22 protein-coding genes are annotated in these 25,539 nt (G+C 66.3%); 4 read left to right on the top strand and 18 right to left on the bottom strand.

Annotated elements, in window-relative coordinates; translation table 11 throughout:
- Positions 1-42: 42 nt before the first annotated feature.
- A complete protein-coding gene (gene gstA, locus H7A13_01180; GenBank protein ID MCP5331966.1) occupies positions 43-651 on the bottom strand; it encodes a glutathione transferase GstA in 609 nt (202 codons plus the stop codon).
- A 219-nt stretch (positions 652-870) separates the two neighbouring features.
- Between gstA and H7A13_01175 the strand changes: the two genes are divergently transcribed.
- Positions 871-2,202 carry an MATE family efflux transporter gene (locus tag H7A13_01175; protein ID MCP5331965.1) on the top strand — a complete coding sequence of 444 codons (1,332 nt, stop codon included), beginning with the start codon at positions 871-873 and terminating at the stop codon, positions 2,200-2,202.
- 7 nt (positions 2,203-2,209) lie between these two features.
- Here the strand turns inward: H7A13_01175 and H7A13_01170 are convergent, their stop codons facing one another.
- Positions 2,210-2,533 carry a BolA/IbaG family iron-sulfur metabolism protein gene (locus H7A13_01170; GenBank protein MCP5331964.1) on the bottom strand — a complete coding sequence of 108 codons (324 nt, stop codon included), beginning with the start codon at positions 2,531-2,533 and terminating at the stop codon, positions 2,210-2,212.
- Between the two features lie 344 nt (positions 2,534-2,877).
- Here H7A13_01170 and H7A13_01165 point away from each other — a divergent pair, with 344 nt between their 5' ends.
- Genes H7A13_01165 through H7A13_01155 form a run of 3 tightly spaced genes read left to right on the top strand, consistent with a single transcriptional unit; the run spans position 2,878 to position 7,699 of the window.
- The gene (locus tag H7A13_01165) at positions 2,878-3,588 is read left to right on the top strand and encodes a polysaccharide deacetylase family protein (GenBank protein ID MCP5331963.1); all 711 of its coding nucleotides are present in this window, start codon (positions 2,878-2,880) and stop codon (positions 3,586-3,588) included.
- 11 nt (positions 3,589-3,599) lie between these two features.
- Complete coding sequence (locus tag H7A13_01160; protein ID MCP5331962.1) at positions 3,600-4,526, top strand: glycosyltransferase family 2 protein; 927 nt, start codon at positions 3,600-3,602, stop codon at positions 4,524-4,526.
- Between the two features lie 26 nt (positions 4,527-4,552).
- The gene (locus H7A13_01155) at positions 4,553-7,699 is read left to right on the top strand and encodes a sulfatase-like hydrolase/transferase (GenBank protein MCP5331961.1); all 3,147 of its coding nucleotides are present in this window, start codon (positions 4,553-4,555) and stop codon (positions 7,697-7,699) included.
- On the opposite strand, the gene H7A13_01150 is transcribed toward H7A13_01155, so the two are convergent.
- The 16 genes from H7A13_01150 to H7A13_01075 are packed head-to-tail and all read right to left on the bottom strand — an operon-like array spanning position 7,686 to position 25,536.
- Positions 7,686-8,261 carry a tetratricopeptide repeat protein gene (locus tag H7A13_01150; GenBank protein ID MCP5331960.1) on the bottom strand — a complete coding sequence of 192 codons (576 nt, stop codon included), beginning with the start codon at positions 8,259-8,261 and terminating at the stop codon, positions 7,686-7,688. The two genes, H7A13_01155 and H7A13_01150, sit on opposite strands and share 14 nt — an antisense overlap.
- Positions 8,239-9,402 carry a glycosyltransferase family 4 protein gene (locus H7A13_01145; protein MCP5331959.1) on the bottom strand — a complete coding sequence of 388 codons (1,164 nt, stop codon included), beginning with the start codon at positions 9,400-9,402 and terminating at the stop codon, positions 8,239-8,241. Before H7A13_01145 ends, H7A13_01150 begins: the two co-directional genes overlap by 23 nt.
- A complete protein-coding gene (locus H7A13_01140) occupies positions 9,399-10,364 on the bottom strand; it encodes a glycosyltransferase (GenBank protein MCP5331958.1) in 966 nt (321 codons plus the stop codon). The genes H7A13_01145 and H7A13_01140 overlap by 4 nt, the downstream gene beginning before the upstream one ends.
- A complete protein-coding gene (locus tag H7A13_01135; protein MCP5331957.1) occupies positions 10,364-11,533 on the bottom strand; it encodes a hypothetical protein in 1,170 nt (389 codons plus the stop codon). The genes H7A13_01140 and H7A13_01135 overlap by 1 nt, the downstream gene beginning before the upstream one ends.
- Before the next feature lie 34 nt (positions 11,534-11,567).
- Positions 11,568-12,497 (bottom strand): sulfotransferase, encoded by a 930-nt coding sequence (locus tag H7A13_01130; GenBank protein ID MCP5331956.1) that lies wholly within the window; start codon positions 12,495-12,497, stop codon positions 11,568-11,570.
- Entirely contained in the window at positions 12,490-13,803 is a 1,314-nt protein-coding gene (locus H7A13_01125) for a putative O-glycosylation ligase, exosortase A system-associated (GenBank protein MCP5331955.1), read from the bottom strand. The genes H7A13_01130 and H7A13_01125 overlap by 8 nt, the downstream gene beginning before the upstream one ends.
- Positions 13,800-15,062: a glycosyltransferase gene (locus tag H7A13_01120; GenBank protein ID MCP5331954.1), complete on the bottom strand. Its 1,263-nt coding sequence runs from the start codon at positions 15,060-15,062 to the stop codon at positions 13,800-13,802. The genes H7A13_01125 and H7A13_01120 overlap by 4 nt, the downstream gene beginning before the upstream one ends.
- Positions 15,062-16,258, bottom strand: coding sequence for a glycosyltransferase, exosortase A system-associated (locus H7A13_01115; GenBank protein ID MCP5331953.1), 1,197 nt, complete (start codon positions 16,256-16,258; stop codon positions 15,062-15,064). The genes H7A13_01120 and H7A13_01115 overlap by 1 nt, the downstream gene beginning before the upstream one ends.
- A gap of 7 nt (positions 16,259-16,265) precedes the next feature.
- A complete protein-coding gene (locus H7A13_01110; GenBank protein MCP5331952.1) occupies positions 16,266-18,158 on the bottom strand; it encodes an amidotransferase 1, exosortase A system-associated in 1,893 nt (630 codons plus the stop codon).
- A gap of 12 nt (positions 18,159-18,170) precedes the next feature.
- Positions 18,171-19,364 carry a TIGR03088 family PEP-CTERM/XrtA system glycosyltransferase gene (locus H7A13_01105; GenBank protein ID MCP5331951.1) on the bottom strand — a complete coding sequence of 398 codons (1,194 nt, stop codon included), beginning with the start codon at positions 19,362-19,364 and terminating at the stop codon, positions 18,171-18,173.
- A complete protein-coding gene (gene rfbB / locus H7A13_01100) occupies positions 19,357-20,466 on the bottom strand; it encodes a dTDP-glucose 4,6-dehydratase (protein MCP5331950.1) in 1,110 nt (369 codons plus the stop codon). The genes H7A13_01105 and rfbB overlap by 8 nt, the downstream gene beginning before the upstream one ends.
- Positions 20,463-21,329, bottom strand: a complete 867-nt coding sequence (gene rfbD / locus H7A13_01095; protein ID MCP5331949.1) for a dTDP-4-dehydrorhamnose reductase — start codon at positions 21,327-21,329, stop codon at positions 20,463-20,465. The genes rfbB and rfbD overlap by 4 nt, the downstream gene beginning before the upstream one ends.
- Complete coding sequence (rfbC, locus tag H7A13_01090; protein ID MCP5331948.1) at positions 21,326-21,874, bottom strand: dTDP-4-dehydrorhamnose 3,5-epimerase; 549 nt, start codon at positions 21,872-21,874, stop codon at positions 21,326-21,328. The genes rfbD and rfbC overlap by 4 nt, the downstream gene beginning before the upstream one ends.
- The gene (gene rfbA / locus H7A13_01085; protein ID MCP5331947.1) at positions 21,871-22,779 is read right to left on the bottom strand and encodes a glucose-1-phosphate thymidylyltransferase RfbA; all 909 of its coding nucleotides are present in this window, start codon (positions 22,777-22,779) and stop codon (positions 21,871-21,873) included. Before rfbA ends, rfbC begins: the two co-directional genes overlap by 4 nt.
- On the bottom strand, positions 22,776-24,314 hold the full coding sequence (xrtA, locus tag H7A13_01080; protein ID MCP5331946.1) for an exosortase A: 1,539 nt from the start codon (positions 24,312-24,314) through the stop codon (positions 22,776-22,778). The genes rfbA and xrtA overlap by 4 nt, the downstream gene beginning before the upstream one ends.
- Positions 24,304-25,536, bottom strand: a complete 1,233-nt coding sequence (locus tag H7A13_01075; GenBank protein MCP5331945.1) for a TIGR03087 family PEP-CTERM/XrtA system glycosyltransferase — start codon at positions 25,534-25,536, stop codon at positions 24,304-24,306. The genes xrtA and H7A13_01075 overlap by 11 nt, the downstream gene beginning before the upstream one ends.
- Positions 25,537-25,539: the final 3 nt, after the last annotated feature.

The following is a 25,539-nucleotide window of genomic DNA, read 5'->3' as shown; positions in this document are numbered from 1 at the left end:
CTCCCCGCAGCAGCGGGGAGTCCGAAAGCAGCGCGGATTGGATTATTGCAGCAGACCCTCGGCCTTCATCGCTTCGCGCACGGCTGGACGTTCCATCATCCGGGCGCGAAAGGCTTGCAGGCTGGGGTAAGGCGACAGGTCGAGCTTGGCATAGCTCGACCAGCCGCTCACCACGAACAGATAGACATCGGCCGCGCAGAAGCGGTCGCCGAACAGATAGGATTTGCCCGCCAGCGCCGCATCGGCCAGCTTGAGTCGCCCTGACAACTGCTGCACCACCCCCGCGCGGGCCTCGTCGCTGATGTTGGGCCGGAACAGCGGGGCAAAGCCCTTGTGCAGTTCGGTGCCGATGAAGCCGAGCCACGAGACCATCTGATACCAGACCGGGCTCTTCGCCGGCGGCACCAGTGCGGTGCCGGTGGCATGGTCGCCGATCCAGAACATCAGCGCCGGTATCTCGGTCAGCAGTTCACCGCTGTCGAGTTGCAGCGCCGGCACATAACCCTTGGGGTTGATCGCCAGAAAATCGGCACCGCTGGCGGTCTTCTTGCTGGCCAGGTCGACCCGCTCCAGCTCGAAGTCGAGCCCCGCCTCGCGCAGCAGGATGTGGGGTGCCAACGAGCAGGCGCCGGGCGTGTAGTACAGTTTCATCGGGTTGTTCTCCGCAGGGATGAAAAGGTGAGCCACCAATGTGCGCCACCGCTGCACGATGGTCAACCGTGTCACCGTGACCACCCGGCGCGACCACAAAAAACTGATAGACTCGAAAACCCCGACCCACTCATCACCCGCTCCATGACCCCATCACGGCCCGCTGTTGCCGAATTGCGCCGACTCGCCGCGCTCGCCGGACCCATTCTGGTGGTGCAAATGAGCTACACCGGCATGAGCGCCACCAACGTGATCATCGCCGGTCAGCTGAGTGCCACCGATCTGGCGGGAGTCGCGGTGGGGGCGGGCGTGTGGATACCGATCTACCTCACCCTGTGCGGACTGCTCTACGCACTGGCACCGCTGGTGGCCTACCGCCAGGGCAGTGGTGCAACGGCCCAGATCAGGCCACTGCTGCAGGTTGGCCTCTGCTGTGGATTGGCACTGGCGGCGCTCGGCATGCTGCTGCTGTGGAACATCGAGCCGCTGCTGCGCTGGATGGGCAGTCCGGAGCCGGTGCGGCGGGTGGCGGTCGACTACCTGCGTGCGCTCTGTGCCGGCATTCCGGCGATGATGCTGTTCCAGCTGCTGCGCAACCTCAACGAGGGACTGGGACTGCCCCGACTGGCGATGCGGGTCGGCACGGTCGCCTTCGCGCTCAACATCCCACTCGCCTGGTGCCTGGTGACGGGTGAAGCGGGACTGCCGGCACTGGGGGGCGCCGGCTGCGGCATCGCCACGGCGCTGCTGTTCTGGGTGATGTTCGCGCTGCTCTGGCTGCTGTCGCGGCGCGATGCGCGCATCGCGCCCCATCTGCGCGGAACCGTGCGTCTCGATGGCGCGCTGTTGCGGGAGTTCCTGCAGCTCGGCCTGCCGATCGGCGTTGGACTTTTTCTTGAAAGCGGCCTGTTCGCACTGGTGGCGCTGCTGCTGGCGCCGCTGGGCGCGGTGGCTGTCGCCGCCCATCAGGTGGCGCTGAACATCGCGGCCACCCTGTTCATGCTCCCCCTCAGCCTGGCCCTGGCACTGACGGTGCGGCTGGGACACCATCTGGGTGCCAGCGCTCATCCGGCCGCCCATCGCACGCTGCGGGTGGCCCTGGCGATGGCCGCCGTCATCGCCACCGGCAACACGCTGCTGATCCTGCTGCTGGGCGAGCCACTGGTGGCGCTGCACAGTGGCGATGCAGCTGTCCGGGCGCTGGCGTTGCGCCTGCTCTGCTATGCGGCGCTGTTCCAGCTTTCGGACTGCATGCAGATGACCCTGCTGGGGGCGCTGCGCGCACTCGGACAGACCCGCGCCACCATGTGGATCGCCTTTTTCGTCTACTGGGGGGTCACCCTGCCGCTGGGTTACAGCCTCGGCATCGCCGACTGGCTGGGCCCGCCACGTGGGGCCGAGGGGCTCTGGATCGGCCTGACACTGGGCATCACGCTGGCGGCAGTGCTGCTGGGGTGGCGTCTGCGGCAATCCTCGCTGTTCGACAACACGCGTGCGCAAACCTGGAAGGGTCCGCCTCGTACGCTGTCCGATCCGAGCGGATCGTCATGAGCCTCCGCTATCTGGCCTCGTTGGCTGAACCGCCCAGACAGCGCGGCGAGTCGAGCGAACCACCGCCACGCGCCTGCCATTCGGCCAGCGAGTAGGTGTGCAGCGCCAGCGCATGCACACCGCCAGCCAGCGGTTCGCGCAGCAGCGCATAGATCTGCCGATGACGGGCCACCAGGTTTTTCTGCGCGAACTGATCGCTGACCACCGTGACCTTGAAGTGGCTCTGCGCACCGGGTGGGACATTGTGCTGCTGGCTCTCATCGACCACTTCGAGGTATGCGGGCGCCAACCCGGACTGCAACAGCTCTTCGATGCGGATCGACATGTTCATCGTGCGCTCCTGTGGACAGAAATTGGCAACGGTTCGCACGTTAACGCAAATCCGGTCCCGATGCCCAGCTTCGCGCTCATTCAGCGGAATTGCGCCTTTTCTGGCCGATGCACCTATAATTGGCCGCAGCTTTCAACGCGGCGAGCAGATGTTCGACCTGTGACCACTTCCGAAGCAGCAGAGCGCGATCGCGGCATCATGGCCAGCCGGTTGACGCACCCTTCAGGCCATCTTCCATCCTCTGCAAGAGCCATCCTTCCTTGTCAATGAACAGTGAACGGGTGCCGGTCTTGAAGTACCGCCGGATCGGTCGCGCGGCCGGTCGCCAGGAGCGTTCTCACTGCGTGTCACCGCAGAGCTTTGCCGAACAGATGGCCAAACTGCACAAGAAGGGCTATCAGGCGGTCGGCATCGACGGTTTCATGGCCTGGTTCAGGGGCGAGGCCACTTTGCCCGAAAAGGCATTCCTGCTCACCTTCGATGACGGTTTTTTTGATCTCGACCGCCATGTGGCCGATCTTCTGCAGGAGTTTCAGTGGCCGGCGGCGATTTTTCTGGTCACCGGTCTGATGGGGCAAACCGACGAGTGGATGCAGAGCCAAGGCACATCGGCAGTGCATCGACTGCTCGACTGGGAGCAGGTCGAGGTGCTGAAGACGCTGGGGTTCACGGTTCACGCCCACTCCCGCAGCCACCGCGATCTCACGCTGCTCGATGATGAACAGCTCGCCAGCGAGGTCGAGGGCGCAAAGCGCGATCTGGCCGAACATGGCTTTGACGCCCACTTCTTTGCCTACCCCTACGGGCGCTGCGATGCACGGGTCATCGCAGCGGTCAGAGAGGCCGGCTACGAGGCGGCTTTCTGCAACCAGTGTGGCTTCAACCGGCCGCAGCGCGATCCTTTCCAGATCCGCCGCATCGAAGTGCATGGCAGCGACTCACCGGTCAATCTGCTGCGCAAGATCGAACTGGGCACCAATGATGGCTCGCGCCGGGCACGGGCACGCTACTACCAAAGCCGTCTGCAGGCGCGAATCAGGCCGGGGTCCGGATGAGCGCCTCCACCATCCAGGCCAGCGTCATCGTCTGCACCTACAACCGTGCCGAATCGCTGCGCCACACCCTGAACGCGCTGGCCGCACAGCAGTTGCCGTCTACGGTCGAGTGGGAACTGATCGTGGTCGACAACAACTCCAGCGACCAGACCCGCGAGGTGGTGCTGGCCGCGCAGGCGCAGTTCGCCACGCTGCATTATCTGCATGAACCCCGACAGGGGCTGTCGTTCGCCCGCAACTGCGGCATCGCGGCGGCACGCGGGGAGGTGCTGCTGTTCACCGACGACGATGTCCGCCCCGAACCCGACTGGATCGCCACGGTGCTGGCCGCGCTCGAGCGCGAACAGGCCGAGGCCTGTGGTGGCTACATCGCGCCCGACTGGGAGGTCGCCCCGCCAGCCTGGCTGACCGAGCGTTTTTACGGTTTTCTGGCCATCAAGACCGAGACCGCAGCCTGTCGGATCGACACGCTCGACCGATTGCCGTTCGGCGCCAACATGGCCTTTCGTCGCCAGCTGTTCGACCGTTTCGGCCGGTTCGACACCGAGCGCGGCCGCAAGGGCAACCAACTGGCCAGCGGCGAGGATGGCGAGCTGTTCGCACGGCTGATCAGGGCCGGCATCAAGGTGATCCATGTGCCCGAGGCGCGGGTGCATCACCGCATCGAGGCGTTCCGGGTCGAAAAGCGCTACTTCCGCCGCTGGCGCTCGCACACCAGCCGCAACTTGGCACAGACGGTGGGGCTGCCGGGAGAGCGACGGCTGGCGGGAATTCCGCTCTATCTGTTTGCCCAGCTGGCCCGCGCGGCCTGGCGCACATTGGTTGGCTACCTGACGGCACCGGCCGATGAGGCCTTCCACCGGGAGGTGGTGCTGTGGCATTTCATCGGCACCCTCGATGGCCTGTGGCGCAGCCGCCACCGGCCGGTACAGCCCTGAAGGTCTGACCGGGCAAGGATGCGCTCATGTCAGCTTCGTTGACGGTCTTCATCTGCACCCACAACCGGGCCGAACTGCTGCGCCGGACCCTGCACCACCTGAATCAGGCGCGGCGACCGGCGATTTCAGTGTCGATTCTGGTGATTGCCAACGCCTGCAGCGACGACACCCAGCGCCTCCTCGAGGCCTATCAGGCAGAGGCCGCAGAGCAGGATTGGCTGGCGCTCGACTGGCATGCCGAACCGCGCCCGGGCAAATCCCATGCGCTCAACTGCGGGCTGGCGCTGATCGAGAGCACGCTGGTGGCCTTCGTCGACGATGACCACCGCGTGGCCGAGGATTTTCTGGTCGAGACCGTCAAGGCTGCCGCGGCCTTTCCCGAGACCACCCTCTTCTGCGGCAGGATCCTGCCCGATTGGGATGGCAGTGAACCGGCATGGGTGCACGACGAAGGACCCTACCGCATCTATCCGCTGCCGGTGCCCTGCTTCGACTGCGGCGATGCAGGATTCGAAATCGACGCGCAGGGTCGGCTCCCCGGCGGCGGCAACCTGTTCGCCCGCACCGAGGCCCTGCGACGCACCGGCAGATTCAGCATCGAACTGGGGCCGAAGGGACACGATCTGGGTGGCGGCGAGGACACCGAGTTCATCGCCCGCGCCCTGAATCAGGGCGAACGGTTGCGCTACATTCCGACCGTGGTGCAACACCACTTCGTCGAGCATGAGCGGCTGGAGTTGCGCTATCTGCTGCGCAAAAGCTATCAGCGCTCCAAGGCGGCGATGCAGATCCAGGCGCCATCGCGGCAGATTCCACGCTACATGGTCCGCAAGCTGGTGGAGCATGGCGGTCGGGCACTGTTCAGCCTCAATGTTTCCCGCAGCCGCTTCTATCTGATGCGGGTCGCCGCCACCCTGGGCGAGATCGCCGGCACACGCGCTGCCCGACAGCAGCGTCCGTCATGGTGTTCATTCGACCGGCCGCTGCGCTGGCCACTGTGGCTGGCCGCAATCGGTACCGGTCTGACGGGCATGGCCCTGACCCGGCCATCACTGGAGAGCGAAGCCGTGGCGGCGCTGACCAGCAGCGCGGTCATGGCGCTGCTGCTGACGCTGGCGCTGGTGACCAAGTCGATCATCGACTTCAGCCAGACCGGACCGCAGATTCGGGACGAGGTCACCGGCGCCTTTCGCTTTTACACCCTCTATGCGATGGGACGGCTGGCCTTCTGGTGCTGGCTGATCCTGACCCTGACCGGCAGCCTCGGCGCGGCAGGCTGGATGGCGGTCAGCACCTTGCAGCAGGCGGACGTGCCGGGCCCCATGGCGCTGGGCGCTGCCGCGCTGCTGTCGAGCGGCATGGTGGTTCTGGGCCGCTTCTGCCACCTGCTGCTCCATCGACCGGCCGCGCTGGCGGCCTCTGCGCACTATCGGCTGAGCCGGCTCTATCCGCTGTGGCGACGGCTGTCGCCGGCGCGATTGCGGCATGCCGCCACCCTGTTGCTGCTGATCCCGACCGGGCTGCTGACCGCAGCGGCCATTGTCGCCCTCCTGCGTGGCGAACCGGCCCTGGCAGCGCTCCACGGTGGTCTGCTGCTGACCCTCACCGGCATTGCCGGCTGGAGCTTTCTGCCCAGAGCATTGCAGAGCGGCCCGCTCCGCACCGGCGCACCGATGAACCTGCTGATGATCGGTGTCGACACCCTGCGCTCCGACCGGATCGGCCGGCTGCGCCACGGCAAGCCGTTGAGCCCCACCCTCGATGCACTGGCCGAGCGCGGCCTGTTCTACCCCAACTGCTACACACCCTGCGCCCGCACCGCACCGAGCCTGATCTCGCTGCTGACCGGCACCTGGCCACACCGCCACGGCGTGCGTGACAACTTTGTCGATGATGGGCAGACGCAACTGCCGGTGACCGCCCTGCCCGAACTGCTGCGGGCGGCGGGCTACCACACCGCGGCCATCTCCGACTGGTGTGGCGCCGACCTCGGCAAATTCAGCTTCGGCTTCGAGCAGGTCGATCTGCCGGAGGATCAGTGGAACCTCAAGTATCTGATCCGCCAGGGGCCCAAGGATCTGCGGCTGTTCCTGTCGCTCTTCACCCACAGCCACTTTGGCCGTCGCTTTCTGCCGGAGCTCTACTACCTGGCCGGCATCCCGCTGACCCGCCATCTGAGCCAGCGCGCCTGCCATGCCATCGACCAGCTGGCCGGCCAGCCCAAGCCGTTCTTTCTCAACCTGTTTCTCTCCACCACCCATCCGCCCTTCGGTTCGGAATATCCGCACTACATCAGCCAGAGCGATCCGGCCTACCAGGGCGAGTCGAAATTCGTGATGACCCGGCTGACCGATCCCTTCGAAATCATCGCCCGGCAGGGCGAGGCGCGCGAGGAGTTCGACCTCGATCAGATCATCGACCTCTACGATGGCTGTGTCGCCAACCTCGATGCCGAACTGGCGCGCATCCTGCGCCATCTGCAACAGCGTGGCCTGACGCAGAACACGCTGCTGGTGCTCTACAGCGACCATGGCATGGAGTTCTTCGAGCATGACACCTGGGGCCAGGGCAACTCGGCGATCGGCGAGGCCAGCCCGCGCACACCGCTGATCCTGGTCGATCCGCGCCAGCCGCCTCGCGGAAAATCAGCGGCGGTGGTGCGCAGCATCGATCTGCTGCCAACGCTGCTCGAACTGCTGGGAATCACCGCTGCCGACGAGATCGATGGCGTGTCGCTGGCGGCCCATCTGACCGAGGGCAGACCGCCCGCCATGCTCGACGCCTTCAACGAAACCGGCATCTGGCTGACTCCTCCACCGGGGATGCCGGCAGACCACCTGCGCTACCCCGACCTGCTCGAACTGATCGAGGTGGCAGACAAGCGCAGCGGCACCCTCGGCATCAAACCCGATTATCGGCAGCAGATCGTGCTGGCCAAGGACCGCATGCTGCGCCGCGGCCACTGGAAACTGGTCCATCAGCCGCTGCAACAGGGCGCGCGCCAGCTGCTGTTCGACCTGGAGCAGGACCCGCACTGCCGGCATGACCTGGCGGCGCAGCACCCCGAGGTGGTGGCGCAATTGTGGCCGCGGCTCGATGGCTGGATCATGGCCGATCCGCTGATGCGGACGGCGCCGGGACCGGCTGGGGATGGGGCCGTCAGGAGCCCTTGAGCTTGGCCAGCCGTTTCTGCAATCCGGTAGATTGCGGCGCGACCTGAAGGCCACGCTCGACTGCCTGCAGCGCTGCTTTGCGGTCACCGACAGCCATGTAGGCATCGCTCAGGCCGATATAGGCCTTGTAGTAGCTCGGGTTGAGACGGATGGCGGTTTCATAGTCGGCAATGGCTTCGGCGGGACGTTTGGCCAACTCCAACGCACGTCCTCGGGAAACCAGCACCATCGGTCGCATGTAGAAATTCTCACTGACATGCCCCAGAACATAGTTGCAGCCATCGACTGCCTGACCGAGATTGTCCCGTCTTTGCGCCTCATTCGCACTGCTCACTGCGCGCTGGGTAAAACGCAGACAGTCGCAATAGTGGTGCATGTGCACCCAGTTAGCTTGATCGGAGGTGTCGCGGCCCTGGTTGATCACTGCGACACACATGGCGTTCTCTTCAGCAGTCCGGGCAAAATCCTGCGCCATCACGGCCATGGAAAAAAACCACAACAGGCCAAGACAATACCTCATACGCTTCATCGCTCTCTCCTCATTCAGGGTTGCGCCGACCATTCGGCAGCAGCTGCACGGTCTTCTGCGCCACGCTGTGCCATGAAAAATCCCGTCGGGCACGGCTGAGCGCCTGGGTGGCCAGCTGCTGGCGCAGCGTGGCATCTTCGAGCAGGGTCGCGATGGCCGCCGTCAGCGCCGGCAGTTCGGCGCCATCGATGCGCAGCCCGGTCTCGCCATCGACCACGGCATCGCCGGTGCCGCCGGCCAGTCCGGCGATGGCGGTGCGACCGCAGGCGGCTGCTTCGAGAAAGACCATGCCGAAGCCTTCGGTGTCGCCATCGACCTCGCGGTTCGGCATCACGAACAGCTCGCAGCCGTTGTACCAGCGCGGCAGAGTGTCGGTCGGCACATGGCCCAGCAGGTGCAGGCGGTCGCGCACCTGCAGTTCGCTGGCCAGCCGGGCCAGAGGGTCATGCTCCTCGCCAATGCCGATGATGGCATAGTGCGGGTCGAAACCGGCCTCGATCAGCGCGGGCAGCGCCCGGATCACCTGATCGAACCCCTTGCGCCGGCTGAGCCGGCCGACCGACAGCAGCAGTGGCTGCTCCGGGTCGACACCGATCGACTGGCGCAGATCGGCCGCCGGCAGTCCGGGGCGAAACCGCTCGATGTCGACACCGGGGAAGAGGGTCCGGATCCGTGCCGGATCGACCCCCAGCTTGCACAGCTCGTCGAAGGTGAAGCGGCTGTTGGCGATGATGCAGTCGGCCCGCCGGTAGCTGAAGCGCATCACCCGGCGCTTCAGCGGCTGGGTCCAGGTGGTGATCTCTTCGCCATGGGCGTAGATCAGCAGCGGCACGCGCCGGCAGACGGCGACCAGCCAGCCGATCAACCCTTCCGGCAGCACCCGGCCGGCATGGACCGCCACCACTGGCTGGGTGAATGCCAGCTTCAGGCTGCTGCCGAGCAGCTTCAGGTACATCGCCAGACTCTCGGGACGCAGCCAGGGGTGGCGCTGCAACCGCAGTCGATGGATCGAGTTGGGGTGGTCGCGGTCATGCTCGTCCGAACCCGGCACGGCGGCGGTGACGACATGGATCTCCTTGCCGCCGATGCGCCGGTAGACCTCGTCGAACCAGACTGCGGTGCCGCCCTTGGTGGGCAGAAAGAGTTCGGTGATGACCAGCAGCGGGTGGTTCATGGCTCGGTTCGCGAATGGAGGTTCTGGAAGCAGCCGCGTGCCACCGAGGCCACCTGCCGCAGACTGGCCCATGACGGCTGTTCGCTGAGCAGTGGCAGGACGGCAGCGAGCGCCTGGCGACGCTGACCGCGGCGCAGCAGGGCCATCGCCCAGTCGAAGCGGGCATGGCGGCGGGCGCCGGCGACACCGGTCCGGATCCAGCGCGGCATCTGTTCCAGCCCGGCGATGGCGGAGAGCGCCCGCACCGTCTCGGCCTGCGCCCGCACCGGATCGCGCCGGGTCGCGCTGGCGCCATGAATCAGATAGACCGCCAGTGGCTGGCAGTGCACGCCGATGCGTTGCGCGCGGGCGCAGAGCCGGATCAGGAAGTGGACATCCTCGCAAACCGGCAGGCCGAGCGGATAGCCGCCAAGCTCGATGAACCAGTCACGCCTGACACTCAAGGTGTGGGTGTCGCCAAAGTGGGCTTCGATGAAGGAGGCGATCTGCTCGCCACCGAAAAAGGCTTGGCCCGCCGCATCGGCCTGTTGCAGCAGCTGCCGCCCGAGCGGGGTGCTGACCATCGAACGGCGCAGGAAGTTTCCGGCATCGTCGAAGTAGTCGAAATCGCCGGTCATGAAGCCGACATCGGGGGCGCGCTCCAGCAGCCGGGCATGGGCTTCGAGCCGGCAGGGGTGGTACCAGTCATCGGCATCGAGAAAGGCCAGCCAGTCGCCGCTGGCCAGCGCGGCACCCTGGTTGCGCGCGGCCGAGACCCCCTGGTTCGGCTGGCGAAGGTAGCGGATCGCGCTGCCATAACCGGCGGCGACCCTGCCGGAGTCGTCGGTCGAGCCATCATCGACGACGATGATCTCGTGCGCCGGATGGCGCTGCGCCAGCACCGAGTCGATGGCGCGCGCCAGGGTGGCGGCACCGTTGTAGACCGGAATGATCACCGAGAAGCTGGGGCTGCCCGTCGTCATCACCCGCGCCCCGCCAGCAGCAACAGCCCGCTCAGTTGGAACCAGCGGCTGAGGCCGGGCTCGATGGCGCCGCGGCGCACAAAGAATTTCAGCCGTTGCAGTGGCTGATGGAGCATCCAGTCGGCATCGTTGCGGTCGATTCGCTCGGCCAGTTCGAGGGTGGAGAGAAAGCGCAGTTCACCATGGTGTCGCAGCGCCTGCTCCAGCAACCATTGCAACTCCTGGAGCGCGCGTTCGCACAGCGCGCTGTCGCCGATGAAGTTGCTGCGGTGGATCTCCAGCAGCGTGGGCCGCGCCAGGCGGCTCTGCTGCGTCAGCGCCCGCAAGCCATCCTCGGCGGTGTGGCCGCGCTCGGGCTCGAAGTAGCACTCCCGCACCAGGTAGCCGAGCCCCTGCCGGCTGCGCTGACCGTTGTGCAGCACGACTCCGGCGTCACGCAGTCGACCGGTGGCATCGCGTGCCTGCCAGCGCCGCCCCGGGGTGACGACATGGCGCACTCCGCCACGGCGCCAGCCCGTCTCGACGGCCTCCTGCCACAGAAAGGTCGGTGGCACCGCCACCCGCGGTGGCTCGCCGAAGCAGCGCTGGAACAGTGTGGCCTCGGCCTCGGCCGCTGCCTCGGCCTCGGCCGCCGCCGGGGCGGCCGGCGGATCGAGCCGCGGGTTCCACCAGCGGCTCTGCAGCGCCGAGGGCAGTGTTTCAGTGCGCAGGTTGGCGGCATCGCCCCACCATTGACCGGCCGCCGAATCGCCGGCGAGCCAGTCTGCAAAGGCCGCCGGCCAGTAGTGGGCCGCGCCGTGCAGTTGCGGTGAGAAGAGTCCGGCATCGATGCCGCGTTGAATCACTGCCCGCAGCGGTTCGGCGGCCGGTTCGTCGAACTGGCGAATCTGGAGCTGCCCGGCCTGCTGCACCGGTGCGCTCAGCACCAGACCCAGTGTCATCACCGGCGGGTGGTCGACGGCATCACGAAAGGCAGCGAGCGTGTCGATCAGCCGGTTCAGCGCCGCCTGCTGGGTCGGCGGCGCCGGCGCCCAGTCGTCGCTCTCGAAGATCAGCACGGGGCGGCTCAGGCAGGGTTCGCACCACAGCGCCCGAAGCGCGCCACGCAGACGCCAGCCCCAGCCGAGCAGCAGTGCGAGCCAGAGGGCAACCAGCCCCAGCCCGATCATCGGCCCGCTTCGCGCAGGTCGCCGCAACCGCCACTCACCGCGGATAACCCATGGCAGCGGCCACCTCGGTCAGTTGCGGCAATACCCGCTCGACCTTGTCGGCAAAGCGGCTGCCGCGCCACTTCTCGACGCCGATCGGTGAAAAGGCGTTGTAGGGCCGCTTCAGCACCGTGGCGCAGTGGTGGGCCATCGCCGCATCGAATGGCAGGTCGCAGGATTCGAACAGCGTGCGAAAGCCCCCGACCGGGTCGTCGACCAGTGCCTCGTAGTGGATCTCGCTCCATTGGCGCGGATCGACCGCATCACGCGCGGTCAGAATCGCCTGGTTCATCGCCTGATACTGGAAGGCGCAGACCGCCTCGACGCTGGCATGGCGGTAGGCCTCCCACCCCTCGGCCAGAAAAAAGCACCACTGCCGCAATCGGCCCTGCTCCAGCGCCACCTCGCCGGGCAGCTGTTGCGACCAGGTGGCAAACTCATCGGGCCGCATCCAGCCCTCGATCAGCGAGTTGACGTTGTCGCCCGGCTCCCGCTTGACGTAGACGAAGTGGGCGCGGGGGAACAGCCGCAGCAGATAGGGGATCGACAGCCCACCCTGGTTGTTCTTGTCGACCCAGCGCTGATGGCCGGTTTCGGCGTAGAAATGGCGGGCAATCCGGTCTGCTTCTTCCGGCGTGGCCAGTTCGGCGGCGACGGCATGGCTCTTCCAGCCGATGGCGGCCGGTGGATGGAGCGCCGCCCAGAAGTCATGGGTCTCGCGTTGCAGCGAACCCAGCGCCACCGATTCGGAAAAAGTCTTGTAGACCAGCGTGGTGCCGGCGCGGCTGCAGCCGACGATGAAGAGCGGTCGGCAGTCTCGCATCCTGAACAGCGGCCAGGCGGCATCACGCAGCCACACCTGCGCGCGTCGCTGGTGGTGGCGCAGGGTCTTGTCGACCTTGTGCCAGAAAGAGGTCTCAGCCATGGCCCGCCACCCCCGGTCGTGCAAGCACACTGCCGGCCTGCTCCAGCTTCCACAAACCAGTCACCCGCAGATCGCCGGTGGCGATGCGGTGACCCACCGCGATCAGGGCCAGCAGCGCATAGTAGAAGTCGAAATAGGCCAGCCCCAGAAAGAGTCCGGCGGCCGCATAGCCGATCAGCGCCACCTGCAGCATGGCGGCCAGGTCGCGCAGCCAGCGCTGCTGCGGATCATCTCCCACCAGCCGGATGGTGCGCCCGGCCAGCAGCAGCCCCGACAGCCCCAGCAGCAGGAACAGGGCAAGGCCGACAAAGCCATGCTCCCCCAGCACCTCGAAATAGATGCTGTGGGCATCGTGGACATCCCAGGGCACCGGAGCGTAAAGGCCAAAGACCGGCCCCTGGAAGCAGTCGAATCCGCCCCCCATGAGCCGATCCTGCGCCAAATTGAAGGCCATCTTCCAGGCGTTGATCCGCCCCAGCGCCGAGGCATCCTGGTCATAGGTTTCGATCGTGCTCATCCGATAGTGCCAACTGTCCGGCATGAAGCTGTAGATGAAGGCGCCGACGGCCACCATCGGCACCAGCAGCAGCAGCGAGCCGCGACTTTTGAAGAACAGATAGAGGCTCATCACCAGCACGGCGACAAAGGCGCCGCGCGACTGAGTCCCCACCACTGAGACAAAGCAGAGCAACATGCTCAACAGGCAAGCCTGCTTGGCCCAGCGTGCACTGGCCTGCAACTGCAGGTAGCGCAGCAGCGGAATGGTCATGATCAGCGCCAGGCCAATCTCGTTGTTGCCACCGATGAAGGTGCCACCCGGGCCATAGACTGCATAGCTGCCACCGCTGGTCAGCGTGAAGATGCCGCCCTTGACGCCGTAGAAGGCGAGCGACAGCGCCATCACCGCCACCAGCGCCTGGATCCGTTCGCGGCTGACCGCCAGCATCATCACCACGAAAGTCATCAGAAAAATTTTCCACACCTTGTCGAACTGCCGCCAGGCCAGTTCAGGAAAAAAAGCCGTGATATTGGTGATCAGCATCCAGAACAGGAACAGCAGCAGCAGGATGGTGATGCCATTGACCGGCACCTTCTTCTCTTCGCGGGTCAGCAGCAGCGCGGCCAGCGTGGCCAGCGCCACCAGCATCGCGAACGGGAACTCGCGCGCGAACCCCCAGCTCAGCTTGTGCGGGTTGAGATAGCTGAGCCACGACCACATCAGCACACCGAGAAAGGGGCGGCTCAGGATCAGCGGCAGGCTGCCCATCACCACGATCAGCACGAAGAAATCACGAAAGCCGCTCATTCGCACTCCTCACTCTGTTTCGCGGTCAGGCATTCGGTCGCCGGGGCGTTGCCTGGGTGACCGGCCAGCCGGCGGAACTGCTGTACCAATGTGCTGACCCGCTGTTCCCAGCCGTTGCGGCCCACATAGTTGGCCAGATAGCCATGGTCGACCTCGCATCCCAGCCACGCGTCGATCGCCGCGATCAGCGCCGCCTGATCCTCCAGCGCGACGATGGTGCCCAGGCGCGGATCATTGATCACCTCGGCATTGCCGCCGACATCGCTGGCCACCACCGGCAGGCCGCAGGCCAGTGCCTCGAGCAGCACATTGGCCCAGCCCTCGTTGCGGGTCGGCAGCACGAACAGGTCGGCCGCCGACAGCGGCAGCCGCAGCCGCTGCGGTGGCAGGGCCCCGAGAAAGTGAACCCGCCCCTCGAGCCCGAGCGCCTTCACCTGCTCGCGCAGTTGCGGCTCGATGTTGCCCTCGGCGCAGGGACCGCCCACCAGCAGGTAGTGCAGTTGCGGATGGCGCTGCAGCAGGGTCGGCAGCGCCGCGATGACCCGATGAAAACCCTTGCGCTCGACCAGACCACCGACGGTGATCAGGATCCGCGCCTGCGCCGGCAAGCCGAGTTCGGCACGGGCGGCCTGGCGGTCGAGCGGATGGAAGCACGCCCGATCGACGCCATTGGGCACCACCAGCAGCCGTTCCGGCGCCGCGCCCAGCTCCAGCGCCAGCCGGCGCAATGAATCGGAGACGGTAAAGAGCTGGGTCGCGCCAGTCACTGCCTGACGCAACCGGTTGCGCTGCACACCCTGGGCATGTGGCACCTCGGTGCCGCGCAGGGTGATGGTGACCGGTCGCTTCAGCCAGCGGCCGAGCAGCACCGCCGCATAGCCATCGGGGTAGCCGAAGTGGGCATCGATCAGGTCGATCTGCCCGGCGGCGCGCAGCCGACGCAGCAGCGGCCAGCAGCAGAGCGCCATCGACAGGCCATCCCAGCGCCGGCCGATCGCCGGCAGCGCCAGAAAGCGCGGATGGTGGATGGTGATGCCCTGCTGCTGCTCGATGGCGGGCGCCTGCGGCCGGTAGCCGGGCCGGAACCGGCGAATCAGCCCCTGACCGGGAAACCACGGCTGCGGGCTGACCACCTGCAGCGGCAGTTCGCGGGCCACCCGGAACATCCGTTCGCGGATGAACAGTCCGGCCTGCGGCTGCACCACGCTGGGAAACAGCGTGCTGAACAGCAGCAGATGGGGCCGGCTGTCGCTGGACATCAGGCTGCCGTCAGCAGTCGGGCATAGAGGTCGCGGTAACGGGCCACGCTGGCGGGCCAGTTGCGCTCCTGCTCGACAAAGGCGCGGCCGGCGGCGCGGATCTTCGGCCATTCATCGGGCTGGGCCAGAATCTGCTCGGCGCGCCGGGCCAGCGCGGCGGCATCGCCGGCGGGAAAGAGCCAGCCGGTGCGGCCATCCTCGATCAGCTCGCGGTGGCCACCGACATCGGAGGCCAGCAGCAGCTTCTGCTGCGCCATCGCCTCCAGCGGCTTCAGCGGCGTCACCAGATCGGTCAGCCGCATCGAATGGCGCGGATAGAGCAGCAGGTCGATCAGGCTGTAGTAGCGGTTGACCTCCTGGTGCGGCACCCGGCCGGTGAAGATCACCCGCTGGCCGAGGCCGAGCCGCTCGACCTGCGCCCGCAGCGCCTGCTCCTGCGGTCCGCCACCGACCAGCAGCAGCTTCACCGCCGGGTCACCGATCTGTGCCAGTGCCGCCACCGCCAGATCGAGCCCCTCGTAGCCATAGAAGGAGCCGACGAAACCGAGCACCCGCTGGCCGGTCAGCCCCAGTTGCGCCTGCAACGCCGCATCGGGCTCGTCCGCGCTGCCGAACTGGGCCAGATCGACCGCGTTGGGGATCACCGTGATCTTCCCGGCGGCGATGCCGCGGCCGATGATCTCGTCACGCAGACCGGCACAGATGGTGGTGATGGCATCGGCACGGCGAAACACCCAGCTCTCCATCAGCCGGGTCAGCCGGTAGCGCACACCCCATTCACGGCTGGTGCCATGGTCGACGGCAGCATCCTCCCAGAAGGCGCGGCACTCGTAGACCACCGGCAGCCGATGGCGGCGGCCGGCGCGCAGCGCGGCAATGCCATCGAGCGCCGGTGAATGGGCATGCAGCAGGTCGGGGCGCAGCTCCTCGATCACCTGATCGAGTCGCCGGCCGAGCGCCGCGATCACCGCAAGCGGTTCGGGCAGCCAGCCACCGCCCGCCGCAGTGGCTGGCGTGCGGTGGAACAGCAGGCCATCGACCTCCTCACGCTCCAGCGTGCAGCCGGTCTGCTTGGGCCCAGTGAGGTGCGAGGTCTGCCAGCCGAGCGCGCGCTGCTGCCTCAGGATGTTGCGGGTGCGGAAGGTGTAGCCGCTCTGCAGCGGAATCGAATGGTCGAGGATGTGCAGGATGTGCATGGCCGACTCACTGCACGCCGAGGTGACGCAGTGAGGATTCGAACATCAGCAGCGACCAGAGTGCGGCACTGTGGTCGCGCCGCCCCGACTGATGCTGTTCGACCAGTTGGGTGATGCTGTCGCCGTTGAACAGGCCGCTGTCGGCCAGCACCCCCTCCAGCAGCGAACGGCGCAGCCGCTCCTTGAGCGGACCACGGAACCAGTTGGCCAGCGGCACCGCAAAGCCCATCTTGTCGCGGTAGAGAATCTCGTTGGAGAGATGCGGCTCCAGCGCCCGCTTCAGCAGGTATTTGCCCTGCTGGCCCCGCAGCTTGAAATCCGCGGGCAGACCGGAGGCCCACTCGATCAGCGGATGGTCGAGCAGCGGCTCGCGCACCTCCAGCGCATGGGCCATGCTGGCACGGTCGACCTTGGTGAGGATGTCGCCGACCAGATAGGTCTTCATGTCGATGTACTGCACCCGCGCCAGCGGATCCTCGGTGGGGGCCCGCTCTGCATGGTGGCGGAACAGTTCGACGGCACGGTAGCCCTGCAGCTGCCGCTTGAAGGCATCGCTGTAGAGCTGATCACGCTGCGCATCGACCAGAATCGAGAAGTTGTGGAAATAGCCCTCGATCGGGTCGCGCGCCAGCGCCTGAAAGGTGCTCTGGGCACGCAGATAGCGTGGCGCCCAGTCGAGCTTGGGATAGAGACGGCCGAGGGTGCCGAACAGCGGACGGCGGATGGTGCGCGGCAGCAGTCCGCGCAGCCGCTCCTCATTCATGTGCCAGCGGTAGCGGCGGTAACCGGCGAAGTTCTCATCGCCGCCATCACCGGAGAGCGCGACCGTCACCCGTTCGCGCGCCAGTTGGCAGACGCGGTAGGTCGGCAGTGCGGAGCTGTCGGCGAAGGGTTCGTCATAGAGCGCCGCCAGCCGGTCGATCAGATCGAAATCGTTGGGATCGACCCGTTTGACATGGTGCTGGGTGTGGTAGCGCTCTGCCACCTGCAGCGCATAGCTCGACTCGTCGAAGGCCGCGACATCGAAACCGATCGAGCAGGTGTTGACCGGCTCCTGCTGCGCCTGGGCCATCATCGCCACCACCGCGCTCGAATCGACACCTCCGGACAGAAAGGCGCCCAGCGGCACCTCGGCGATCATGCGAATGGTCACCGCCTCGCGCAGCCGCTCGATCAGCTCTTCGGCCAGTTCGGCCTCGCTGGCCTGCGGCAGCGGTGTGAACGGAATGTCCCAATACTCGCGGGAGGCCGGCACGCCCTGACCGCGTTGCAAGCAGAGGGTGTGGCCAGCCGGCAGCTTCTGTACGCTGGAGAGAATGCATTTCGGATCAGGCACATAGCCCAGAGCGAAGTACTCCTCGATCGCCGTCGGGTCGAGGCGGCGCGACAGCCGTGGATCGCACAGCAGCACCTTCAACTCCGAACCGAACAGCAGCCAGCCATCGATCAGTGCGTAGTAGAGCGGCTTGACGCCGAGCCGGTCACGGGCCAGAAACAGCGTCTGCCGTGGTCGATCCCAGAGTGCGAAGGCGAACATGCCGCGAAAGTGGTCGACACACTGCTCGCCCCAGACTGCCCAGCCGGCCAGGATCACCTCGGTGTCGCTGTGGGTGCGGAACTGCTGGCCCAAGGCCTGCAACTTCTTGCGCACTTCGATGAAGTTGTAGATCTCGCCGTTGAACACCACCACCCGTTCGCCATCGGCGCTGTGCATCGGCTGCTGGCCGGCGGAGAGGTCGATGATCGACAGCCGGCGGTGCGCCAGACCGACACCGGCTTCGAGGTGATAACCACCCTCGTCAGGACCGCGATGGAACTGACTCTGGTTCATCCGCTCCAGCAGTGCCCGGTCAGGCTCACGCCGATCGGTCAGGTCGACGATCCCGGCAATTCCACACATTTGGCTTTCCAGTCAATCAGTTGAGTCAGTTCGAGCATGCAGTCCGGCCGCTGTCGAGTCGGTGAACGCAAGTTGCCGATAGAGCCCGCGGTAGCGCTCCACCATGCGGGCGAGGCTCAGCTCGCGCTCGATGCGGGCCCGGCCGGCCGCACCATGGCGCGCACGCAGCGGCGCATCTTCGACATAGTCGAGCACGGCCTGCACCATGCTCTCCGGTTCATCCAGCGGCACCAGTTGCCCGGTCACCCCCGGCTCCACCAGCTCCCGGTTGCCGCCGACCGCGGTGGCCACCACCGGCAGGCCGCAGGCCATGGCTTCGAGAATGGTGTTGGAGATGCCCTCGGCCAGTGACGGCAGCACGAAGAGGTCGAAGCTCTGCATCCATTCGGCGATGTTCTGCTGCGCACCCGCCAGGTAGAGGGCGTGCGCGTGGCCGCTCTTTTGCAGTATAGCCTGCACCGCTTCGCGCTGCGGGCCAGCGCCGACGATGACCAGCCGCGCCCGCTGGCGCAGCTCCGGCCGCTGCTGCAGCAGTTGGCCAAAGGCGTGGGCCAGCGCCACATGGTTCTTCACCTCGGCGAGCCGCCCCACCGAGCCGATGACGACGCCCTGCTCGGGGACGAAACCGGCCGGCAGCAGTGTGTCGCGCCGCCGCGGCAGCGGCTGGAACTGCTCGGCATCGACGCCGTTGATGATCCGCTCGATCTTGCCGGCGGCCACGCCGATCTCATCGTGCAGGTAGCGCTCACCCTCGACCGACAGGGCGATGTAGCGGTCGATCAGCGGCACGAAGAGACGCCGCAGCATGCGGTAACGGCGGTTTTTGCCATGCAGATCGGCCATGTCCCAGCCATGTTCGCCATGCAGCCGCGCCGGCACCCGCGCCAGCCAGCCGATGGCCTGCGCCTCCAGCGTCGCCAGGTTGCGGGTGTGCAGAACGGCCGGACGCAACTGCCGCAACAGCCGGCCGAGTTGCCACAGCATCGCCCAGTCCTGCCCCGGCCGTTTGTGCAGCGCATGGTAGCTGACGGCGGGATGGTGGATGCGGCGGCAGAACTGCGGGTTGTAGTCGGTCAGGCAGATCACGGCATGACGGTACTCACTGCCCAGCCGGTTGATCAGGTTGACGACGCCATTCTCCAGCCCACCGATGTCGAAGCGATGCACGACATGGGCGATCAGCGGCGGTGCGGTGGCTTCAGCCATATTGCCGCTGGATCCAGTCACGGTAGCTGCCATCCATCACCTCACGCCACCAGGCCTCATGGTCGAGGTACCAGGTGACGGTCCGGGCGATGCCCGACTCGAAGCTCTCCAGCGGCCTGAACTGCAATGCCTGCTCGATCTTGCGGGCATCGATCGCATAGCGGCGGTCATGGCCGGCGCGGTCCTGCACATGGGTGATCAGCGTGCGGCTGGCCAGACCCCGCGCAGCCGGCGCATCCGGAAAGCGCACTGCCAGCTCGGGGTTGGCGGCAAAGGCCTGATCGAGCAGCGTGCAGAGGGTGGTGACCACCTCCAGGTTGCTCTTTTCGTTGTTACCGCCGATGTTGTAGGTCTCACCGAGCTGGCCGCGCTCGATCACCGCCTCGATGCCGCGGCAGTGGTCGGTGACATAGAGCCAGTCGCGAATCTGCTGGCCATCGCCATAGATCGGCAATGGACGGCCGAACAGGATGTTGATCAGGCAGAGCGGAATCAGCTTCTCGGGAAAGTGGTAGGGGCCATAGTTGTTGGAGCAGTTGCTGGTGGTGGTGCGCAACCCGTAGGTGTGGTGGTAGGCGCGCACCAGGTGGTCCGATGCCGCCTTGCTCGCCGAATAGGGTGAATTGGGGGCGTAGGGGGTGGTCTCGGCAAAGGGCGGATCGGTCGGCGCCAGCGTGCCATAGACCTCGTCGGTTGAGACATGGTGAAAGTGGTGCGCCTCCACCCTGTTCTGCCCCAGCCAGACGCTGCGGGCTGCCTTCAGCAGGCTGTGGGTGCCGACGACATTGGTGTCGATGAAGGCATCGGGTCCAGTGATCGAACGGTCGACATGGCTCTCGGCCGCGAAGTGGACCAGCGTGTCGATCCGCTCTTCGCGCAGCAGTTGCTCGACCAGCTCGGTGTCGCAGATCGAGCCCTTGACGAAGCGCAACCGCGGGTCATCGGCGACCGGTTGCAGACTGCGCAGGTTGCCGGCATAGGTGAGGGCATCCAGCACCAGCAGCCGGTCGTCGCGATGGCCCGCCAGCCAGTGGTGAACGAAGTTGGCGCCAATGAAACCGGCGCCGCCGGTGACCAGCAGCCGTCGTGGTCGGTGATTCATCTCTGCAGCTCCTTCAGCATGGTACGCAGTTCGACCCGCCAGTGGTCGGGGGTGAAGCCGAATGCCGCCCAGCTCGCCTGCTTGTCGAGCACGCTGTAGGCAGGGCGACGCGCCGGTGTCGGATAGTCGGCAGTGGTGATCGGTCTGATCTGCAGCGGTCGCTGCAGCAGTCCCAACGCCAGCGCCTCTTCCATGATGGCGACGGCGAAGTCATACCAGCTGGCCACGCCGGCATCGGTGTAGTGGTGGATGCCGCGCAGTGCCGGCTGGCCGGCAGCGGCCCACACGGCACGGGCCAGCGTGGCGGCATGGGTCGGGGTGCCGATCTGATCGGCGACCACGCCGAGGCTGTCGCGCTCCGCCATCAGCCGCAGCATCGTCTTGACGAAGTTGCTGCCATGGCTGGCGTAGACCCAGGCGGTGCGGATGATCAGCCAGTCGAGCTGGCTGGAGGCCAGCAGCAGCGCTTCGGCGGCCTGCTTGCTGGCGCCATAGACGCCAAGGGGTGCGGGCGGATCCTCAGTGCGGTAGGGTCGGCTCTGCCGGCCATCGAAGACGAAGTCGGTCGAGATCTGCATCAGCCGGACAGCGCTGGCACTGCAGGCCGCCGCCAGCGCCGCCACCGCCTGGGCATTGATCCGCTGCGCCAGCTCCGGCTCCTGTTCGGCGCGGTCGACGGCGGTGTAGGCTGCCGCGTTGATCAGCAGTGCCGGGCGGTGCTGCTCGATCAGCGCGGCAAGGCCCTCGGGTCGGGCCAGATCGAGTGCGGCACGATCGAGCGCGACCAGCTCGACCGTGGCCGGCGCGCTGCGGATCAACGCGTGACCGAGTTGGCCAGTGGCACCGGTCAGCAGCACCTTCATGGATAGAGCTCCGCGTCGACCAGCCACTGTCCCTGCTGATCCTTGGCCGACAGCAGTGGCGGCTGCTCGGGCAGCAGCGGCCAGTCGATGGCGAGGTCAGGGTCATCCCAGCGCAGGCTGCGCTCATGTTGCGGGGCGTAGTAGTCGGTGCATTTGTAGACGAACTCGGCCACGTCGCTCAGCACATAGAAGCCATGGGCAAAGCCGGGCGGCACCCAGAGCATGCGCGGCTGCTCCGCCGACAGCAGCACCCCGACCCAGCGGCCGAAGGTGGGCGAGCTGCGGCGGATGTCGACCGCGACATCGTAGACCTCGCCCAGCGTCACCCGCACCAGCTTGCCCTGCGGCTGCTGCAACTGGTAATGCAGACCGCGCAGCACCCCCTGGGCCGAACGGCTGTGGTTGTCCTGCACGAAGTCGAGATCGAGCCCGGCGGCAGCGAAGTGGCGACGCTGCCAGGTCTCCATGAAGAAACCGCGCGCATCGCCGAAGCGCTGTGGCTCGATCAGCACGACCTCGGCGATCTCGGTGGGGATGAACTTCATGGTGCGGGCTCCTGCTGTCGGCTCAACAGGCCGAGAAGATAGCTGCCATAGCCGCTCTTCTTCAATGGCTCGGCCAGCCGGGCCAGCTGTGCGGCATCGATGAAACCCATCCGGTAGGCGATCTCTTCGGGGCAGGCGATCTTCAGTCCCTGCCGCTCCTCGACCACCCGGATGAAGTGGGCCGCATCGAGCAGCGAGTTGTGGGTGCCGGTATCGAGCCAGGCGGTGCCACGGCTGAACAGTTCGACGGTGAGGCGGTTGCGCTCCAGGTAGGTCTGATTGACGTCGGTGATCTCGAGCTCGCCGCGCGGTGAGGGGCGCACCGCCTTGGCGATCTCCACCACCTGGTTGTCGTAGAAGTAGAGGCCGGTCACCGCATAGTGCGACTTCGGTTGCTGCGGCTTCTCTTCGAGCGAGACGACGCGGCCGGCGGTGTCGAACTCCACCACGCCGTAGCGCTCTGGGTCCTGCACGTAGTAGCCGAAAACGGTGGCGCCCTCGCTGCGGCTGGCGGCAGTTTGCAGCTTCTTCGACAACCCCTCGCCATAAAAGATGTTGTCGCCAAGGATCAGGCAGACCGGGCTGCGACCGATGAAGGACTCGCCAATGATGAAGGCCTGCGCCAGGCCATCCGGGCTCGGCTGCACCGCATAGCTGAGATTGATGCCCCAGTTGGCACCATCGCCAAGCAGCCGCTGAAAGGCCGCCTGATCGGCCGGGGTGGTGATGATCAGAATATCGCGGATACCGGCCAGCATCAGCGTGGCCAGCGGATAGTAGATCATCGGCTTGTCATAGACCGGCATCAGCTGCTTGCTGACGGTCAGTGTCAACGGATGCAGCCGGGTGCCGGAGCCACCGGCGAGGATGATCCCTTTCGGGGGGTGGGTGACGGGGTTGCTCATCGGGCTGGTTTTTCCATCTGTGATTGCTGGTTCAAAGTCTCGGTCAAGAACTGTGCCACGGCCTGCAGCCGCTGGCGGTCGGCGACACTGTCGGTTTCGCTGTAGGGGGTGAAGATCACCACCCCCACCGCCCGGGTGTCGCCCAGAATCAGCCGGTTGTAGGCGGTCAGCAGTTTGCCCCAGTAGGGATCGGTGGTCTGGGTCGGACCGATCCGGTTCCACGACCAGACCAGCAGCTGCTGTGGCCCATCGAGGCGTCCCTCGCGCACCCGGGTCAATCCCGGCAGCGCCTCGGCCTCGATCAGTCGATCGACCGGTTGATGCCAGCGCGGATGCTTCTGCGGAATCAGCACATTCTGCGAGTTGATCAGTTCGGCATCCTGCCGCTGCAGCGGATAGTAGGCCAGATAGACGCCGACCCACTGACCCTGCTGCCGGTACCAGCCGAGCTGCTCCTGCGCCATGCCCTGATAGTGGGGCTTCCAGTCGGGCGGTGGCGTGCCATCGAGCCGCCGCCAGTCGCCGAGTCGCTCAGGCAGGCTTGGTGCTGCGGCGGTCGGCACCGTCGTGCTCTGCTCACTCCACTGCTCCAGCAGCGGCCAGCCGCCGATCAGCAGCGCGGTGACCAGCAGCGTGCTCCACGCACTGGCCGTGGCGCCAACCGTCGATCTGCTGCGACCCGGTGCTGGTGCGCGGTGAGCGGGCGGCTCGCTCCAGACCATACCGATGGCGAACAGGATGAACATCACCAGACCAAAGAAGACCCAACCATAGATGTAGTGATCGACGCCCAGCGCCAGCTTCATGTCACTGTAGTGGGCAATCATGACGATCATGAAGGCGCGCAGCCCGTTGGCGACGATCGGCACGACGATGAACAGCAGCATGAACAGCAGTCGACGACCGGTCGAGCGGAAGTTGAGGTAGCTGAACAGCGCGCCCAGCGCGATCGAGGCGATCAGATAGCGCACGCCGCTGCAGCCCTCGACCACCGACCAGTTGCCACTCGGCAGCGTGAAGAAGGTGCCCTCGGCGAAGATCGGGATGCCGGTCAGCTTCACCGCGTTGATGGTGAAGAAGGCGGTGAACTGCATCAGCGGTGGAATGAGCCCCTCGCCAAAGGGCACCATGAAGAAGAGATAACCGAGCGGAAAAAGCAGCCGCCAGACCACCGCGCTGCCGAGCACGGCCCACACCGCCAGTGGCAGCATCGCCACCCAGGCCGCCTGCTCGACGACGGCCACATCGACCAGCCGCGCCAGAAACCAGCCCAGCCCGGTCGGCAGCAACAGCAGCCAGGGCCAGCGGCTGGCACTTGGCGTCAACGCCGCCAGTTCGCCGCGGCGCAGCCAGATCAGATAGAGGGTGATCGGCAGGATCAAAAAGGCGTGGGTGAAGGTCTCCGAACGCTCCCAGATCTGCACCATCGAGCTGAAGGTCGGCCAGAAACCGGCAAACAGCAGCGTCAGCAGCAGCGCCAGTCGCAGCAGTGGCCAGCGCCAGGCGAGGATGGGTTGCAGAGGGTCAGTGGCCATGGAGACTCCTTGGGGCGCGATTTTCGATCACGCTGTCGAGCAGATGGTAGCTGTTCTGCCAACTGTAGTGGCTCAGCATGGTCTGGCGGCCCAGCGCCCCCAGGCTGTCGAGCCGCTCTGAAGTCAGCAGCCGGTCGATCCGCTCGACCATCGCCTCGGCGCCCTCGGCGACGATCTCCTGCATCCATGGCTGTGGCGTGATGCCCTCGAGCGCCGCAGCCGAGACCACGATCGGTCGGCCCATCGCCATCGCCTCCAGCACCTTGTTCTGAATGCCCCGCGCCACCCGCAGCGGCGCGACCGCCAGCCGCGCATGTTGCAGATAGGGCCGCACATCGGCCACGCGACCGGTCACCACCACATCGGGCGTGCGCGCCAGCGCCAGCACCTGGGGCGCCGGATTGGAGCCAACGATGTAGAAGCGCAGTGCCGGATGGCGGGCCTTGAGGCGGGGGAAGATCGCCTGCGCGAACCAGCCGACCGCATCGACATTGGCCCAGTAGTCCATCGCACCGGTGAAGACCAGCACCTGCTCCTGCGGATCATAGGGGGATGGCAGGCTGGCATCGGGCGCGAAGTAGTCGAGATCGACGCCATTGGGCACGCTCAGCACCCGCTCGGCGCTCTCGGGCGCGAAGCCGCGGAACAGCGTGGCCTCATGCTCGGAGACGAACAGCGACGCCTGAAACTGCCGGGCGATGCCGCGCTCGAACCGCAGCAGCGTGCGCTGTTCGCGCTGATAGAGCCAGCGCAGCGGCGGGCGATGGCGCTCGCTGTATTGACGCCATTTGTCCGAGTCGACATCGACGAAGTCGATCACCCGATGCAGACCGCGATGCCGCGCAGCCGTCAGGTACTGCGCCATCGGCGACGAGAACAGGAAGGCCTTGCCGATCGGTTCGCGCCGCAGCGTGGCCTCGACCCAGCGGCGCAGGGTCGCGCTGCGGTAGTGGAAATTGGTCAGCGGGGCACCGCGCAACAGCCCCCGTGCGGCCGCCACCGGCAGCGTGCCGCGGCGCAGCCGGATGAAGCAGCTGTCGGCGCAGAGGGCTTCGAGCCGGGCGCGGTGCGGCAGATCGGCCGCGTCATCGATGAAGGTGCCGAGAAACAGCCGATAGCGCTCGGCCAGATGGCGCAGAAAGTGGTAGGAGCGCACCTTGTCGCCCTTGTCGGGCGGATAGGGAATGCGGTGGGCGAGAAACAGCAGCGGCTCCCTGGTCATGGC

It is taken from the genome of Pseudomonadales bacterium (genome assembly GCA_024234215.1).
In the GTDB taxonomy this organism is placed as follows: Bacteria; Pseudomonadota; Gammaproteobacteria; order Pseudomonadales; family UBA5862; genus JACKOQ01.
Note: the sequence above shows the minus strand (reverse complement) of the source record. Positions and strands in the feature narration are given on the sequence as shown.